General features: G+C 72.2%; 21 protein-coding genes. 13 read left to right on the top strand and 8 right to left on the bottom strand.

What is annotated here, in order from left to right:
- Positions 1 to 47 precede the first annotated feature (47 nt).
- The 4 genes from AOQ53_RS32085 to AOQ53_RS32070 all read left to right on the top strand — a co-directional run bounded on the left by AOQ53_RS32085 (position 48) and on the right by AOQ53_RS32070 (position 3,095).
- Entirely contained in the window at positions 48 to 1,535 is a 1,488-nt protein-coding gene (locus AOQ53_RS32085; RefSeq protein ID WP_059422591.1) for a DEAD/DEAH box helicase, read from the top strand.
- A gap of 46 nt (positions 1,536 to 1,581) precedes the next feature.
- Positions 1,582 to 1,929, top strand: a complete 348-nt coding sequence (locus AOQ53_RS32080; RefSeq protein WP_174523382.1) for a hypothetical protein — start codon at positions 1,582 to 1,584, stop codon at positions 1,927 to 1,929.
- A 46-nt stretch (positions 1,930 to 1,975) separates the two neighbouring features.
- Entirely contained in the window at positions 1,976 to 2,287 is a 312-nt protein-coding gene (locus AOQ53_RS32075; RefSeq protein ID WP_059422590.1) for an SCO5918 family protein, read from the top strand.
- Positions 2,288 to 2,741: 454 nt separating this feature from the next.
- Positions 2,742 to 3,095 carry a helix-turn-helix domain-containing protein gene (locus tag AOQ53_RS32070; protein WP_059422589.1) on the top strand — a complete coding sequence of 118 codons (354 nt, stop codon included), beginning with the start codon at positions 2,742 to 2,744 and terminating at the stop codon, positions 3,093 to 3,095.
- Here AOQ53_RS32070 and AOQ53_RS43165 read toward each other — a convergent pair whose 3' ends face one another.
- A complete protein-coding gene (locus AOQ53_RS43165) occupies positions 3,096 to 3,380 on the bottom strand; it encodes a DUF3105 domain-containing protein (protein WP_059422587.1) in 285 nt (94 codons plus the stop codon).
- Between the two features lie 319 nt (positions 3,381 to 3,699).
- Between AOQ53_RS43165 and AOQ53_RS32060 the strand changes: the two genes are divergently transcribed.
- A complete protein-coding gene (locus tag AOQ53_RS32060; RefSeq protein ID WP_059422586.1) occupies positions 3,700 to 3,882 on the top strand; it encodes a helix-turn-helix domain-containing protein in 183 nt (60 codons plus the stop codon).
- Between the two features lie 63 nt (positions 3,883 to 3,945).
- On the opposite strand, the gene AOQ53_RS46835 is transcribed toward AOQ53_RS32060, so the two are convergent.
- The 3 genes from AOQ53_RS46835 to AOQ53_RS32045 all read right to left on the bottom strand — a co-directional run bounded on the left by AOQ53_RS46835 (position 3,946) and on the right by AOQ53_RS32045 (position 5,897).
- Positions 3,946 to 4,647, bottom strand: coding sequence for a hypothetical protein (locus AOQ53_RS46835; RefSeq protein ID WP_236711893.1), 702 nt, complete (start codon positions 4,645 to 4,647; stop codon positions 3,946 to 3,948).
- A gap of 390 nt (positions 4,648 to 5,037) precedes the next feature.
- Entirely contained in the window at positions 5,038 to 5,295 is a 258-nt protein-coding gene (locus AOQ53_RS32050) for a hypothetical protein (RefSeq protein ID WP_059422585.1), read from the bottom strand.
- A 5-nt stretch (positions 5,296 to 5,300) separates the two neighbouring features.
- A complete protein-coding gene (locus AOQ53_RS32045; RefSeq protein ID WP_059422583.1) occupies positions 5,301 to 5,897 on the bottom strand; it encodes a DUF5994 family protein in 597 nt (198 codons plus the stop codon).
- A 214-nt stretch (positions 5,898 to 6,111) separates the two neighbouring features.
- On the opposite strand from AOQ53_RS32045, the gene AOQ53_RS32040 reads away from it, so the two are divergent.
- Positions 6,112 to 6,879 (top strand): GAF and ANTAR domain-containing protein, encoded by a 768-nt coding sequence (locus AOQ53_RS32040; protein ID WP_059422581.1) that lies wholly within the window; start codon positions 6,112 to 6,114, stop codon positions 6,877 to 6,879.
- 18 nt (positions 6,880 to 6,897) lie between these two features.
- On the opposite strand, the gene AOQ53_RS32035 is transcribed toward AOQ53_RS32040, so the two are convergent.
- Positions 6,898 to 7,410, bottom strand: a complete 513-nt coding sequence (locus AOQ53_RS32035; RefSeq protein ID WP_059422579.1) for a DUF5994 family protein — start codon at positions 7,408 to 7,410, stop codon at positions 6,898 to 6,900.
- 232 nt (positions 7,411 to 7,642) lie between these two features.
- Here AOQ53_RS32035 and AOQ53_RS32030 point away from each other — a divergent pair, with 232 nt between their 5' ends.
- Together AOQ53_RS32030 and AOQ53_RS46830 are read left to right on the top strand one after the other, a co-directional pair.
- Positions 7,643 to 7,936 (top strand): hypothetical protein, encoded by a 294-nt coding sequence (locus AOQ53_RS32030; protein WP_059422577.1) that lies wholly within the window; start codon positions 7,643 to 7,645, stop codon positions 7,934 to 7,936.
- 140 nt (positions 7,937 to 8,076) lie between these two features.
- The gene (locus tag AOQ53_RS46830; protein ID WP_330219377.1) at positions 8,077 to 8,619 is read left to right on the top strand and encodes a DUF5994 family protein; all 543 of its coding nucleotides are present in this window, start codon (positions 8,077 to 8,079) and stop codon (positions 8,617 to 8,619) included.
- Between the two features lie 34 nt (positions 8,620 to 8,653).
- On the opposite strand, the gene AOQ53_RS32020 is transcribed toward AOQ53_RS46830, so the two are convergent.
- Together AOQ53_RS32020 and AOQ53_RS32015 are read right to left on the bottom strand one after the other, a co-directional pair.
- Complete coding sequence (locus AOQ53_RS32020) at positions 8,654 to 9,052, bottom strand: DUF5994 family protein (protein ID WP_059422575.1); 399 nt, start codon at positions 9,050 to 9,052, stop codon at positions 8,654 to 8,656.
- Between the two features lie 43 nt (positions 9,053 to 9,095).
- Positions 9,096 to 10,103, bottom strand: a complete 1,008-nt coding sequence (locus AOQ53_RS32015) for an acyl-CoA desaturase (RefSeq protein ID WP_059422574.1) — start codon at positions 10,101 to 10,103, stop codon at positions 9,096 to 9,098.
- 185 nt (positions 10,104 to 10,288) lie between these two features.
- Between AOQ53_RS32015 and AOQ53_RS32010 the strand changes: the two genes are divergently transcribed.
- The 5 genes from AOQ53_RS32010 to AOQ53_RS31990 all read left to right on the top strand — a co-directional run bounded on the left by AOQ53_RS32010 (position 10,289) and on the right by AOQ53_RS31990 (position 14,513).
- On the top strand, positions 10,289 to 10,645 hold the full coding sequence (locus AOQ53_RS32010) for a PRC-barrel domain-containing protein (protein ID WP_059422572.1): 357 nt from the start codon (positions 10,289 to 10,291) through the stop codon (positions 10,643 to 10,645).
- A gap of 39 nt (positions 10,646 to 10,684) precedes the next feature.
- A complete protein-coding gene (locus AOQ53_RS44980) occupies positions 10,685 to 10,855 on the top strand; it encodes a hypothetical protein (RefSeq protein WP_167745787.1) in 171 nt (56 codons plus the stop codon).
- A 138-nt stretch (positions 10,856 to 10,993) separates the two neighbouring features.
- Positions 10,994 to 12,724, top strand: a complete 1,731-nt coding sequence (locus AOQ53_RS32000; RefSeq protein ID WP_236711892.1) for a SpoIIE family protein phosphatase — start codon at positions 10,994 to 10,996, stop codon at positions 12,722 to 12,724.
- A gap of 82 nt (positions 12,725 to 12,806) precedes the next feature.
- Entirely contained in the window at positions 12,807 to 13,433 is a 627-nt protein-coding gene (locus tag AOQ53_RS31995; RefSeq protein ID WP_059422567.1) for a VOC family protein, read from the top strand.
- A 78-nt stretch (positions 13,434 to 13,511) separates the two neighbouring features.
- Entirely contained in the window at positions 13,512 to 14,513 is a 1,002-nt protein-coding gene (locus tag AOQ53_RS31990; protein ID WP_059422566.1) for an NAD-dependent epimerase/dehydratase family protein, read from the top strand.
- Positions 14,514 to 14,569: 56 nt separating this feature from the next.
- On the opposite strand, the gene AOQ53_RS31985 is transcribed toward AOQ53_RS31990, so the two are convergent.
- The gene (locus tag AOQ53_RS31985) at positions 14,570 to 15,682 is read right to left on the bottom strand and encodes a sensor histidine kinase (RefSeq protein WP_059422640.1); all 1,113 of its coding nucleotides are present in this window, start codon (positions 15,680 to 15,682) and stop codon (positions 14,570 to 14,572) included.
- Positions 15,683 to 15,689 lie beyond the last annotated feature (7 nt).

The following is a 15,689-nucleotide window of genomic DNA, read 5'->3' as shown; positions in this document are numbered from 1 at the left end:
AAATTCCTTGCTACGTGCCCACGAGCTCACATCGAGGAAGGTTCCGCTTGAACCGCGTACGCACCGCCCGCCCGACCCGCTCCTACGACCGCTCCCGGGGGTCCGCCGCCAAGGGCTCGGGCGCTCCGCGGCGCTCCAAGGGCTACGAGCGCCGGCCGGCCGCACTCCAGGGGGAGTTCGCGCTGCCGGTGACGACCACGCCCGCGCTGCCCGCCGTCGAGGCGTTCGCCGACCTCGACCTGCCGGCGCCGCTGCTGGCCGCGCTCGGCCACGAGGGCGTGACCGTGCCGTTCCCCATCCAGGGGGCGACCCTGCCGAACTCCCTCGCCGGGCGTGACGTGCTCGGCCGCGGCCGCACCGGGTCGGGCAAGACCCTCGCCTTCGGCCTCGCGCTGCTGGCCCGTACGGCGGGCCGGCGTGCGGCGCCGCGGCAGCCGCTCGCCCTGGTCCTCGTCCCCACCCGCGAGCTCGCCCAGCAGGTGACCGACGCGCTCACCCCGTACGCCCGCTCCGTCCGGCTGAAGCTGGCCACCGTGGTCGGCGGCATGTCGATCGGCAGGCAGGCGGGTGCGCTGCGGACCGGGGCGGAGGTCGTCGTCGCGACGCCGGGGCGGCTCAAGGACCTCATCGACCGCGGCGACTGCCGGCTGGACGACGTCGCCATCACCGTCCTCGACGAGGCCGACCAGATGGCCGACATGGGCTTCATGCCCCAGGTCACCGCCCTGCTCGACCAGGTGCGCCCCGAGGGGCAGCGGATGCTCTTCTCGGCCACCCTGGACCGCAACGTCGACCGTCTGGTCCGCACCTACCTGACGGACCCGGTGGTCCACTCCGTCGACCCGTCGGCGGGTGCGGTCACCACGATGGAGCACCACGTGCTCCACGTGCACGAAGCGGACAAGCACCGCACGACGACCGAGATCGCGGCGCGGGACGGCCGGGTGATCATGTTCCTGGACACCAAGCGCGCCGTGGACCGGCTGACCGAGCACCTGCTGAACAACGGCGTCCGCGCCGCGGCTCTGCACGGTGGCAAGTCCCAGCCCCAGCGCACGCGGACCCTCGCCCAGTTCAAGACCGGCCATGTGACGGTGCTGGTGGCGACCAACGTCGCGGCCCGCGGCATCCACGTCGACAACCTCGACCTCGTCGTCAACGTGGACCCGCCCACCGACCACAAGGACTACCTGCACCGCGGCGGCCGTACCGCCCGCGCCGGCGAGTCCGGCAGCGTCGTCACCCTCGTGACACCCGGCCAGCGCCGCAGCATGACCCGGCTGATGGCTTCGGCCGCCATCACCCCCCAGGTCACCCCGGTGCGTTCGGGTGAAGCGGAACTGAGCCGGATCACCGGTGCCCAGACGCCGTCCGGTGTCCCTGTCGTCATCACCGCACCGGCTCCGGCTCCCCGCCGTTCCGCGTCCGGGGCGCCCTCGTCCCGAGGCCGCCGGAACCGCCCCGTCCAGGGGCGCCCCACCGGACAGGCCGGGCGGCGCAGGGCACAGCGGTCCGCCTTCGACCCGGCGGCCTAGGCCTGTTGCGTCGATCCTCAGCTCACCCATCTCCGCGGAGGCAGCTTTGACACCGGTTCAGACGCAGTGCCAGCAGGTGGATCCCTCCGTCGTGTCCCTGGTCGACGCCATGGACGCGTCCGGCCCCCGGGTCGGGGACGACATGACCGTCGAGGTCGCCCTGTCCGTCATGGTCGGCGCCCGGGTCGAGTACCTCACCCTGTGCGACGGGGACGACCAGAGCACGGGCTCGGTCACCCTGGCCGAACTCGTCGTTCACCGCGGCAGTTCCACGTACACGGACCGGACCCGGCTGCGGGACGTCCTCGACGGACCGTGCACCTCGACCGTCCCCCGGCGCACCGCCGTCGGGGAGCACGGCCGGACCCCGGGCGTCCTCGCCCTCTCCAGCTGATCCGCCTCACCCGGTCAGCCGTTCTCCTTCTCCCTGTGGGGGCATCATGCGCTGTGTCATCGCCCGGTACCCGTTCGACCTGACCAAGAGCGGGGTGCTGGCCTCGATGAAGGGCGTCACGCCCGAGACCGTCACGGGTGAGTCCGTGACCATCGGCCGCCGCCGCTACCCCGTCAAGCAGGTGGGCCAGGTCATCACCCGACAGGACCGCCGCGACTTCACGGGCAGCGAAGTCATCCGGGCCATGACCCGCCTCGGCTTCACCTGTCACGACCACCCCGAGGCCGCGCCCGTGCGCGTCCCCACCCCGCTCCAGACCGCGTCGGCACTGCTCGGCGCCGCACCCCTGGACGCATGAGGACGGGCGGACAACCGCCCACCCCGATCCCGATGAGGGCCCTGCCGACGCGCGTCGGCAGGGCCCTCGTCGTCGTCCCGCCGCCCTTGCGGGCCACTGACAACCTGCGCCACCAGCGAACAAAAATCTACTCTTGCCAGAGTAGACATTGGGCTCTGGCGCAGTTAGCCTTTTTCTCGTTGGAACAGGATCACTGAGCAGAGAAGGACGGAGGAGCAGACGCCATCAGGATCGCCCGGCCCGAGCGGCGCTCGGCCGGGTACCGCAAGACCCCGGATTGGAAGGTGGTCCCCGGTCACGCAGCCGCGATCCCCGCATCCCCCCTCCCAAAGGGCCGGTAGCGGAAACAGAAGGTCGGCGCAGCATTAGGGCCGACAGATGGTGTTCAATTTCCTTCGGGGCCCTGGTGCCATACGGCACCAGGGCCCCTCGACGCGTTGCACTACGAGGTGACATGACAGCAGATACCCCGCTCAGCGATCGTCTGGAAGACGACGACTACCCCGCATACACGATGGGGCGGGCCGCCGAGATGCTCGGTACCACCCCGGCCTTCCTCCGAGCCATCGGTGAGGCTCGTCTGATCACTCCGCTGCGCTCGGAGGGCGGACACCGCCGGTACTCCCGCTACCAGCTGCGCGTCGCGGCGCGCGCCCGCGAGCTCGTCGACAGGGGCACCCCGATCGAGGCCGCGTGCCGCATCGTCATCCTCGAGGACCAGCTCGAGGAAGCTCAGCGCATCAACGCCGAGTACCGCCGCCGTGCCGGGCACGGCGCGTCCGAAGGCTCCGTCGCCGATTCCGGCTGATCACCTGGGCGCGGCGAGGCCCTCAGCGCAGGGAGCACCCGGTTCCGGAGTCTGGGGACCCTGGACGTAGGCGGTGATGAACTGCTCGACGCGCGGGTCGGAGGCCGAGTCCGCACCGAGTTGGTGGCCCCATGCGGAGAGCATGATCGTCCCGGACTGCCGGGTGACGGGGCTCATCAGGGTGCAGGGCGTCCGGGTCACCTTGCCGGCGAGTTGCTCGATGTCGGTGGCGGTGGCCGTGTCGTTGTACGTGATCCAGACGGCACCGTGCCCCAGGGAGTGCACTGCGTTCTCGTCGCGGACCCGTCTCGGTGTAGACGGTGCCGTCGCAGGTCATCCACGTTCTGTCGTGGGCTCCGCCGACGGGCGGGGTCATGGGACAGCCGACATCGCCCTCGACGTGGTCGTACCCGAGTGCGCCGGTGTCCCAGACCCTTTCACCGGACACGTGTGGCCTCGCTGCGGCCGCCCTGCGCTCACGGTCCTGGCAGGCGTGGTGCGCCCACTGTCCGGCGAGCCAGACCACGACGATCGCGCTGACGGTGAGGAGGAAGGCGCGGTGTCGGCTGTCCGTACGGATGAGTCCTGATCAGGGCAGGGTCAGATGTTCCAGACACAGCGCCTCGCCCTGGCCGCCGACCTGCTGCGCGAACCGGAGGCGACGCTCGCCGTGGTGGCGGACCGCGTCGGGTTCGCCAACGCGTTCGCCTTCAGCGCCGCGTTCAAGCGGGAACACGGCATGAGCCCGAGCGAGTACCGCATGCGCGAGTCTCGGGCGGCGACCTGACGTCCGACTCCGGCGTGCGGGGGCGCGTCGGAGTTCTTCCCCGCCCAGGTCACGCCTCGGCCGTCAGCCGGGCCGTCGGGTGCGGTTCTCGTGGGCGTCCGTGCGGGCAGTCGTGCCTGGCTCTATGGGAAGGACCAGGACCCGCATCGGCGCGGGGGCCGTCGGCCGGAGGACCGTGGGATCCGTCGGCCGGCGGATCGTCCCGATGTCCTGCCATCCGAACGACAGGAAGGCGTCGCGGGCCGGAGCGTCGGCCTGGTCGACCAGTGTCGCCCCGAGCGAGGTGTGGTGGTCGGCCAGCAGACGGTTCTGGAGCCTGCGGGCGAGGCCCTGGTCGTCCGTACGGGGGTGCACCAGGATCTCGGTGATCGCGAAGACGCGTCCGGACGCGGTGAGCTGTTCGACGCTCTGCGGAAGGTTCCCCTCGAACCCCCTCCACCATGTCCCGTCGCGCGGTACGGGGAATCCGTAGGCACACCCGGCGAAGGCCGTGTCCTCCCCGATCAGCAGCGCGAATCCGGGCCGCCGGATGGCACCGGTGAGCCGTCGCAGAAACGCCTCCCGGGCCCGGTACTCCTCGCCTTCCTGCGCGCGTGAGGACTCCACGTACAGGTCGGCCAGGTCCTCCCGCAGGGTCTCGGCCTGCCAGCGGTTCAGCCGGCGCAGACGTACGGCGTGGGCGGGAGTCGGTGCGCTTGCCTCACCCTGGGCATCGACGTGGGTGGTGTGGTCGTGCCGGTGGACGTTCAGCCGTGGAAGGGGCATGGCTCCTCGGTTCAGGATGCCCGTCGGAGAGTGCCGCGCGGGCGGACCGGGACCGGCCCTCGCGGCGTGCCGCCGATACGGGGTGATCGTGGGGCGGAGGAACGGCCGATGCACAGGTTTGAGTTCGCGAGCACTGTGCTGGATCGGCCGTCCGGGGATGCGCCATGAACCGGACGGATCCGCGCCCGGTGGGCATCGTGTCCTGGAGGGAGGGTGGCTCTGTGCCGTCCCGCCCCGGGCTGTCCCCGCCCCGGGGTACAGGACGCGGGAAGACCCCGGCCTGTCAGGTGCGGTGCTGCGGCCGGGGTCCGGGCTGCGGGCCGTGGTGTCGGTCCGGTCGGTTCGGCCCGTTCGGTGACGAGCTCGGAGAGCCGGCCGCGGCGGTGGGGCTCAGGTCTGCTTACGGGGGCGGCGCCAGGAGAACCGCCCGCGTCCGCCGGGCCCTCGATGGTCGTGGCGGCGGCCGGTGCCGCTCGTCCCCGCCCGGCCCGGGTCCTTGTGCGGAGCCGGTCCCGCCACAGGCAGCCTCGAACGGCCGTAGTGGAAGGCGGCGATGCGGTCGTTGTGCTGTGAGTTCAGCTGATGGATGAGGAACACACCGAGAACGATCATCCCCAGGATCACAGCCACGGACACGAATATCTCCACTGGTCTCACCTTCCCATCGGCTGCTGCGGCACCGACGCGGTCACGGCCGGGGCCCCGGGACGTGCGGCCGCGCCGCCGGCCTCATGTCCTCCTTCCGAGTCCCAGACCGCCTCGACGGCCCGGTCCGCCTCGTACGCCGTCCGCGAGCGCGCCTCCTCCGCCATCAACCGGCTCGCGGTCGACGTGCCGAGTGGGTCGCTCGCGGCGGCCATCAGCCGGGCGGCCGACTCGGGGGTCGTCTGCGGCGGGATCACCAGGAGGTTCCAGCGGCCCACGTGGTACGAGAGCAGCAGCAGTTCGTGCGCGTCCTGCTCGGGCAGGAAACAGCCCACCTTCACCACGTGCCCGGCGACGGGCACCTTGCGGGGAACGACCGGCCAGTGGGTGGGATTCACCGTGACCCGGGTGATCCGCCCCCACAGCGGATCCAGTACGGCGGTCAGGGAGGGGAGCTCCGCCCCGAGATCGCGGGAACGGGGCCACCAGGCGCCGTCCAGCAGAGCCGGCGCGGGACCGACGGGAGCGAGCGACAGACGCAGAGAGGACGAGGCGAACCGGTCATCGGCTTCGGCTGTCACCGGGTGGGAAATGGTCGCAGTCATGACGCGAACCCTGCTCCGGGCCGATCGCGACCGGCCCGGCATATTCGAGCGCCGAAAACGACACGAGCCTGGAAGCCGGTGCGCGAAATATCCTCGGTGATTTCAGCGTACTCCTCGAACAGGCCCAGCGGACCGTACGGACAAGGGGGGAACTGCCCCATTCGCCCCTGCCCGGAGCCATGGTCCCTGCGGCAACAGTGGGAAGGGGAAAGGGATGACCGGCATGGCCCGCGAACGTCGTATGGCCGAGATCTTCGTGGAAGTGGCGGATTCCCTCGTCGAGGACTTCGACGTCATCGACCTGCTGCACCGGCTGTCCGAGCGCTGCGTCGAGCTGCTCGACGTGTCGGCGGCCGGGATCCTGCTCGCGAACGCGCAGGGAGAACTGCGGATCATCGCCGCCTCGGACGAGCGCACCCGCCTGCTGGAACTGTTCGCGCTCCAGCACGACCAGGGCCCGTGCGTGGAGTGCTACCGCACCGGCGCCGCCCGGACGAACATCGAGCTGACGCGGCCGGAGCCCGCCGACGGCCGGCCGCACTTCGCCGCACGGGCCCGCGAGACGGGATACGTGAACACGCATGCCCTCCCGCTCCGCCTGCGCAGCCGCGTCATCGGCGCGCTCAACCTGTTCCAGACCGCGCCGCACCGCCTCGGCGACGACGACATCGCGCTCGCCCAGGCACTCGCCGACGTGGCCACCATCGCGGTCCTCCAGCAGCGCACGCTGGAACAGTCGCAGGTCGAGAACAGCCAGCTGGAGGCCGCGCTGACCAGCCGCGTCCTGGTCGAGCAGGCCAAGGGCGTGCTGGCGGAGCGCTGGAACACGTCCGTCGACGACGCCTTCGCCGCGTTCCGGTCGTACGCGCGCGCCCGTCACCTGCGCCTGTCGGAGCTGGCCGCGCGGATCGTCTCGGGTGACTTCGACACCGCGGACATCCCGGTACCCGCGACGGTCAGCCCCGAGGACCGCCGCGGCTGACCGGCGATGCTTCCCGGGCTATTCGCCGGGGGCGCTCGGGACTTCCGTGGCGTCGGGTTTCGCTCGCTCGGTGCCGGTGTCGATGAGGATCTGTTCGGCCTGTGTCTCGCCGCCGGCGCGCGTGGCCTCGGCCATGGCGGCGCGCGCGGCGTCGGGCGTCGCGTGCGGCGGGACCACGAGGAGGGAGAAGAGGTCCTGCCCGCCCCGGGTGATGAGGACGGTGTCGTCGCCGACCGCGGAGGAGTCGATGTGGACGACACGATCGTCGATGGTCATCCGCGTCGGCAGCTCTTCCCAGGCGCCGGCGTCCAGGCCGACACGGGTGATGGGCCCGAGGTACTCCGTCAGTGCGGCGATCAGGCCGGGGAGCTCGGCGGCGATGTCGCGGGAGCGCGGCCACCACGCCCCGTCGAGCACGCCCTGCCGGTCGTGTGTCGTCTCCAGCCGTACGACAGCCGTTCCGGGCCGTATGGCCTGGTGGACGGCGTCCGGCAGGAGCCTGGTCACACGCGGGGAGTCGGAGTCGGACATCGCTCTCGCCTGCCTGCCGGGAATGCTGGAGGGAATGCCGGAGGGAGTGAGGAAACCGAGTGGCTTCCTCGTTTCACGGTACTCTCCAGCCGGCCGACGGCAGCCGGGAAGCCCGCCGGTCACGCGCGGGGCCTGCGGGGCAGCCCGGAGTAGAGTGAGGATTCGGCCCGTCTCGTACCGGCCGCCTCATACCGGTCCGTCTCATACCAGGACATCGAACGCCGAGGTCGCCATGCAGTCCACGGAACCACCTTCGGACGGGCACGCCGAGGTCCGCATCGTCGCCGCCTCGCCCGAGGTCGCCCGTCGGGTCGCTGAGGTTCTCCGCCGTTGCTTCGCCGCCAGCGAGCAGCGCAGCTACCCCGCGGGCCCCGACGGAGGAACCCGCCTCGACCTCATCGTGGACACCAGCCGCGCGGCAGGACCCGCACGGTCGTGGCTGGAGACCAGCCGGTCCGCGCAGGACGGCCGCCGACGGAGTGAGACGGCATCCGGGAACCGTCAGCCCGGCCCCTTCGCGGAGTAGCGTGAACTCATCGGGAGCACTTCGCACCCCGGCTCCGACGCCGGTGTCGTTCCCGGTGCATGACGACATCGGGCGGCTGCACCCGCGCAGCGGTCCGGAGACGGGTTTGCGCGATGTCCGCGACCACCTCTCACCCCCCGCTGCGGGCCGTTCCGTTCAGGACCCCGACCGCGCGCCTCGCGCTCAGATCAGAGAGCCCTTCCGCGGGGCGCGCGGAGCTGGACGGCGCCTGGTGGCCTCGTTCACGTGACCTGACGAGCGAGCTCTCCGGCCTGGCGGACATGCTGGACCCGCTGTGGGGGCGGATCACCCGAATCGCGGTCAACTCCCGCCACTGGCCGTTCCTCCCGCCCAGGATCTTCGTCAACGGCCATGTGGTGAGGGTCGGTTGGTTCACCTCGGAGCTGGATCCGCACGAGATCCTCCTGCTGTCCTACACCGCGGGCCGCTGGGACCTCCTGGTGATTCCCCCGGAGACCGGCGCCCCCTCGGCCGCCAGGCTGATGGCCGCGGCGAGTGCGGACACCGGCCCGGCGATGACCGCGACCGCGCTCGTGACGGCGGAACGGGCCCGTCACGCAAGCCCGGAGGCCGGGGTGACGCACGGGAGCGGCGGTGCCCTCTCGTCACACGGCTCACCTAGCTCACACGGCCGGAATCAGCGGCGCACCGTGGGGGTGTGACCGCCGTGGTCACATCCCTTGCCGTTCCGCGCGGTCACACGTCATCGCTCGCCGCGGCCGCCATGAGCGGTTGCGCGGCCTCGTCGGTCGTATCGGGCGGCACGACCAGCAGGTCCCAGCGGCCCCGGCCGGGGGCGAGCAGGACGACGGTGTGCGGGGCGGACGCCGCGAGGGCCCTGCGCAGTCGTACGACCTGGTTGAAGACGAGCATCCGGCCGGGTGCCGTCGGCCACGTCGCCCCGTTGACGGTGACGCTGGCGATGTGGCCCCAGGCCCGCGGCAACCCGGAGAGCAGCGACGGGAGTTCCGTCGGCAGGTCGTACGAGCGGGGCCACCACGCTCCGTCGATGGGCCGGGGCATGCCGCTGCGGGGCGCGAGACGCAGCCGGAGGACCGGGTGGGAGGGAAGCGGGGGCTCTGGTGCCGTGCTCATGAGGGCTCCTGCCGGCTGTCATGAGGGGGTCGGGTGGTCGGTGTCAGACGCGACGGGCCGCGACCCGGTCCGCGGTCGGCCAGCGCACGTCGTGCACCCAGCCGAGGCGTTCGAGGAGGCGGATGAAGGCGGCGGAGGGGTCGACCTGGCCTCGGTCGACGCCGTGGCGTGCGCTGGTGGGGTCGGCGTGGTGGAGGTTGTGCCAGCTCTCGCCGAACGAGAGCAGGGCGAGGGGCCACAGGTTGGTGGCCCGGTCGTGGCGGCGGGTGCGGAACGGGCGCTCACCGATGAGGTGGCAGAGGGAGTTCACGCTCCAGGTGACGTGGTGGAGCAGCGCGATGCGCACGAGTCCCGCCCAGAGCAGGGCTGTTACGCCGTACAGCCACGTACCGCCGATGGCCCAGCCCACTCCGAACGGCAGGGCGAGCGTGAGGACGCACAGGATCGGGAAGGCGCGGGAGACGGCGCGGATGTCGCGGTCGGCGAGGAGGTCGGGGGCGTACCGGTCGGCGGGTGTGCGGTCGTTGCGGAACAGCCAGCCGACGTGCGCGTGCAGCAGCCCGCGCAACTGGCCTCGCAGATGCGTGCCGTAGCGGTACGGGGAGTGCGGGTCGCCCGGCCGGTCGGTGAAGGCGTGGTGGCGGCGGTGGGTGGCGACCCAGCCGATGACGTCGCCCTGGAAACTCATCGACCCTGCCACCGCGAGCGCGATGCGCACGGGGCGGGCGGCCCGGTAGCCGCCGTGGGTGAGACCGCGGTGGAAGCCGACGGTCACGCCGAGACCCGTGATCGTGTACAGGACGAGGGCGAGCACGATGTCGGCGGGATGGATGAGACTCCCCCACAGCAGCCAGCCGGCGAGACCGATCGCCACGAACGGCAGGATGACGATCACCCCCGTCACCGCGACGTACAGCCGCTCACCGCCGTCGCGGGCGGGCGCCGGGCCGTCCGAGGGGAAGGGGGACGTCCCGTCGTAACCCTGGGGCGACGGGGCGGGGTCCGGTGGTGGAACCGTCGTGGACGTGTTCGGACTGTGAGGCGATGGCATACGTGGCTCCTCGGCCTGGATGCGGATGGCGCGGCCGGGGTCACGGGCTGCCCATGTGAGGACGGGGGGCGTGCGATGTCCGGAGCCGGTCAGAATTCCGGCATACGGAAAGTCCTCGTCCTCCCACCGTACTCCGGCCCGGGCCGGAGTAGTGTGAAGTGGCGGGACCAGACAGGGAGTACGGCATGATCCGTTCAGCCGACATCCGCGAATGGCGCGACCATGACGTGGTCGATCCGAAACAGAACAGGATCGGCATGCTCGAATCGGTCTACGTGGACACCGCCACCGACGAACCGGCCATGGCCACCGTCCGCGCCGGGCTGCCCAGACGCCGGCGCCTGATCTTCGTCCCCCTCGACGACGCCGTTCTCGGACCGGGTTACGTCAAGGTCCCCTACGCCAGGGCACAGGTGCGCAAAGCCCCGTCGATCGGGACGGACGACGTTCTTCCGGCCGAGCAGGAGGAGGAGATCTTCCAGCACTACGGCATGACGTACCGGCCGGGAGCGGGGGGCGAGCGCCGGCTCGCCCGCCGGTGACCGAACACACGTGGCACAGGAAAGGTGGTCCGCGCGGTGATGGCCCTCTTCCTTCTGGTCGTCCTCGTGGCCGTCGTGCTGGGAATCATCGGTGTGGCGGTCCAGGGCCTGGGTTATCTCCTGGCCATCGGCATCGTGCTCCTCGCCGTCGACGTGATCTTCTTCGCGCTGCGGCTGTCCCGGCGCGCGGGGCGACGCCCCGTGCGCTGACGACGGCAGGTGTCCGGCCGGGCGGCGTCCCTTCCTGCCCGGCCGTTCTCCCGGTTGAAGCAGCACGTGGGGGGCACTGGAGCGTGGCGTGGTGGAGGTGCGGTGCCCGGTTCGGTGGGTGAAGGGCGGTCATGGCCGGTGGCCGAGACAGGTTTTTGGCAGCAGGTCGTCGAGCAGCTGAGCACATCCGTGATGGTGGTGGATCCGGCCGGACGGATCCTCGCCGTCAACCCGGCCGCCGAGCGGCTGCTGGGCCTGGCCTCCGCCGTGGTGCGCGGGAAGGACGCGCACGAGCTGCTGCACCGGGACGCGGGCGGCGGCACACCCCCGCGGGAGCGGTGCCCGCTGCTCCGGGCGCTGACCGAGAGGACCGCCGCGCGCGGGGAAGGCGACCGCTATCTGCGCGGTGACGGCCGTCTGGTCACGATCTCCTGGTCCGCCTCTCCCCTGACGGACGGCGGCTCCTTCCAGGGTGTGGCCGTCCTGTTCACCGACGTCACGGGCGACCACGGCACGCGCCGGGAACGTGCGGCCTATACGAGTGCTCTTGAGGACCTCAACGAGCGGCTGACGCTGGTCGCGGAGATCACCGACGTGCTGGGCCAGACCCTGGAGACCGACGAGGCCCTCGCCCGGCTGGGCCGCCTGCTGGTGCCCCGCGTCGCCGACTGGGCGGCCGTGGACTTCCGGTCCGGTTCCGGGCAGGTCCACCGGGTGGCGGTGACCGGTCCCGTGGGCCGGTACGTCGCGCTGGAGGGGATGCGCGAGCGCCTTCCGGATCCCGGGGAGGGAGACCACTCGCCGCTCGTCCATGTGCTGAACGGCGGTGATCCCTTACTGCTGGACGGGGTGGAGACGGCTTCACCATCACCGGGCTCCCCCCTGGCCGCCGTGCACGGTGATTTTCTGCGGGCGGTGGGCGCGACGTCCGCCATCACGGTGCCGCTGGGCTCCAGGCGGCAGATCACCGGCGCGCTGACGCTGGTGCGCACCGACCCGGCGCACCCCTTCGACAGCGGCGACCTGGATGTGGTGAGCGACATCGGCCGACGGGTCGGCCTGGTCATCGACAACGCCCGGCGGTTCGGGCGCCAGCGCGCCGTCGCCGAGGCCATGCAGCGCAACCTGCTCGCCCCGCTGCCGCAGCCCGGCCGCCTGCGGCTGGCCGCCCGCTACCAGCCGGCCCCGGCCGGTTCCCAGGTCGGCGGCGACTGGTACGACGCGTTCGAGCTGAAGGACGGCACGCTCGCGCTGGTGATCGGCGACGTCGTGGGCCACGACCTGACCGCGGCGGCCGGGATGGCCCAACTGCACGGCATCCTGCGCTCCATGGCCTGGGACCACACCGGGCCGCCGGGCAGCGTCGTCGACCGCCTCGACGACGCCATGCCCGCCATCACCACCGTTCCCATGGCCACCCTCGTCCTCGCCCGGATCGAAGGCCACCCGCAGACCGGCCCGTGGACCCTGCGGTGGACCAGCGCCGGGCACCCGCCGCCCCTCCTGCTGACGCCCGGCGGACACGCGCAGTACCTGGAGGCCGGGCAGGGACTCGTCCTCGGTGCCCAGCTGGGCACCGACGTGAGCCGGCCGAACGCCACGCGGTCCCTGCCGCCGGGTTCCACCCTGCTGCTCTACACCGACGGTCTGATCGAGCTCCCCGGCAGCGACCTCGACACCGGCCTGGGCCGACTGCGCCGCCACGCCCTCGCACTCGCCGACGCACCACTGGACACGCTGTGCGACCAACTGCTCGCCCGTATGCCGCCCGGCACCACCGATGACGTGGCGCTTCTCGTCCTGCGTCTGCCTGCCGACGACCAGCTGGTGGCGGGCGAGGCGTGGTATGGCTCCGAAGCCGGCAGGTAAGCCGGGGGCGGCCTCTCGGCGTTCCCCGTTCCGGTCAGGATTCGAGAAGCGCATGTCTCGTGCGGCGCCTAGCGTCGACGTCATGACTTCCATCGAATCCGTCACCCTCGAAGTGGACGACCCCACCGCCGCCCACCGCTTCTACACCAGCGCGTTCGGACTGGGCGATCAAGTCCGCGTGCGGGCCTCACAGGCGCCGACGACCGGCTTTCGCGGGTTCACGCTGTCGCTCGTGGTGTCCCAGCCGGCCGACGTCGACGCCCTCGCCGGCGCCGCCGTGGACGCCGGCGCCGCGACGCTGAAGCCCGCCGCCAGGTCGCTGTGGGGCTACGGGGGCGTCGTGCAGGCTCCGGACGGGACGATCTGGCAGATCGCCTCGTCGTCGAAGAAGGACACCGGCCCGGCCACCCGGCGGATCGACGAGATCGTGCTCCTGCTGGGGGTCGCGGACATGGCCGGGAGCAAGCGGTTCTACGTCGAGCACGGCCTCCCCGTGGCGAGGAGCTTCGGCAGCAGGTACGTCGAGTTCGCCACCGGGTCGGGCTCCGTCAAGCTGGCGCTGTACAAGCGCCGGGGTCTGGCCAAGCTCGTCGGTGTCTCTCCCGACGGCACCGGATCGCACCGGCTCACGGTCAACGGCGACTCCGGGCCCTTCACCGACCCGGACGGGTTCGCGTGGGCGACCGCGTCGGAGACCGCGTCGCTCTGACCGTGCGCGATCTTACGGAGTCGTGACGTACGGGCGCGGTCCCGTGGTGCGGCCAGGTCGCGGGCCTAGCGTGGCCGTATGCGCGTACTGGTCACCGGCGGTGCCGGGTTCATCGGGTCCCATGTGGTCGCCGCCCTCCGGGAGCTCGGGCACGAGGCGGTCGTGTTCGACGTGCGGGAGGACGCCGGCGCCGACGTGCGGGACCCGGCCGCCGTCGGACGTGCCCTGGCCGGGGTGGACGCCGTGTGCCACCAGGCCGCGAGGGTCGGGCTCGGCGACGGAGTCGCCGACGCGGCGGAGTACGTCTCGCACAACGACCTCGGGACGGCCGTGCTGCTCGCCGCCATGGCGGAGGCGGGGGTACGGCGTCTCGTGCTGGCCGGGTCGATGGTGGTCTACGGGGAGGGGCGGTACGAGTGCCCCCGGCACGAGGTCGTACGGCCCGGGCCGCGTGCCGTCACCGACCTCGACGCCGGCCGGTTCGAGCCGCCGTGTCCGGTGTGCGGGGCGGATCTCGCCCCCGGGCTGGTCGGCGAGGACGCCCCGGCCGATCCCCGGAACGTGTACGCGACGACCAAGCTGGCCCAGGAGCACCTGGCCGCCGCCTGGGCCCGCTGCACGGGCGGGTCGGCGGTGTCGCTGCGCTACCACAACGTGTACGGGCCCGGCATGCCCCGCGACACGCCTTACGCCGGTGTCGCCTCCTTCTTCCGCTCGGCGCTCGCCCGGGGCGAGGCACCGCGGGTGTTCGAGGACGGGCGGCAGCGCAGGGACTTCGTGCACGTCCGGGACGTGGCGCAGGCCAATGCCGTGGCGCTGGAGGCGGAGGCCGGCCCGGGCGTGCTCACGGCGTACAACACCGGCAGCGGCGACCCGCACACCGTCGGCGAGATGGCCCGGGCGCTCGCCGCCGCGTACGGCGGGCCCGAGCCCGTCGTCACCGGCGAGTACCGGCTCGGGGACGTACGGCACATCACCGCCGACTCCGCGCGGCTGCGGGACGCGCTGGGCTGGAAGCCGGAGGTCGGGTTCGAGGAGGGCATGGCGGAGTTCGCGCGGGCCGGGATTCGGGACGCGTAGGAGCCGTCGACGTCCCCTGGGACCCGGCTCTCGAAAGGCCGGTGGTGCTGCCCGTGTCACGAAGCGGCGGCGGGCAGCACCACCTCGAAACGGCAGCCGCCGGGGATGTTCCGTACGGTGGCCCGGCCCTGGTGCGCCTCCACGATCCCCCGGACGATGGCGAGGCCGAGACCCGCGCCGGCCGGGGGCGTCCGGGCGTGCGTGCCGCGCCAGCCGGTGTCGAAGACACGCGGCAGGTCCTCGTCGGGGATGCCTCCGCAGCCGTCCGTCACCGACAGCACCACGCCCTCGGTGGAGCGCTCCGCGGTGACGGCGACCGTGCCGTCGGCCGGGGTCCGGCGGATGGCGTTGACCAGCAGGTTGCCCAGCACCCGGCTCATCTCCTTGCCGTCCACCTCCACCGGCACCGGCTCGATACGGCCGCCCACCAGCCGCACCCCGTGTTCCCGGGCGAGTGGGTCGGCTCCCGCCAGCGCGTCACCCACCAGGTCGTACAGCGACATCCGGCTGGGGGCGAGGGCGAGCGCGCCGGCGTGGATGCGGGAGAGTTCGAAGAGGTCGCCGACCATGTCGTTGAGGCGTTCGACCTCGGTGCGGATCTGCTTCAGATAGCGGCCGGGGTCGGCTGCGACGCCGTCCTCCAGGGCCTCCGACATGGCGCGCAGGCCGGCCAGCGGGGTGCGCAGATCGTGCGAGATCCAGGCGACGAGTTCGCGCCGGGAGGCCTCCAGCGCGCGTTCCCGCTCCCGGGATTCGGCGAGTCTGGTGCTGGTGGCGGCCAGTTCGCGGCTCAGATGGTCCAGTTCGGCGGTCGTCGGGCCGACGGGGGCGGCGAAGTCCCCCCCGTCGCCGAAGGAGCGTGCGGCCACGGCGAGTTCGCGGCTGCGGGCGACGACCCAGCGGCCCAGCAGCAGCGCGGTGGCCAGGGAGACGACGGCCGCCATGGCGACGACGGTCGTGACGACGGACAGGTCGTGCGGCGACAGGAACATCGCCCAGGCGACGGCGAGCGTGCCCGCGAGCATCGCGACGACCCCGACCGCCGCGACCACGGCGAGCGAGGCGGTGAGCGAACGGCGCCGGATCAGGCGCAGCGCACCGGCTCCGGCCAGGCCGGTGGCCGCGGCACCGGCGAAGGCGTACAGGGCGATGAGGAGGGTGTCGTTCACGATCCGG

The sequence above is a fragment of the Streptomyces azureus genome (genome assembly GCF_001270025.1).
Taxonomy (GTDB): domain Bacteria; phylum Actinomycetota; class Actinomycetes; order Streptomycetales; family Streptomycetaceae; genus Streptomyces; species Streptomyces azureus.
This window is presented reverse-complemented; position numbering and strand designations above follow the sequence as displayed.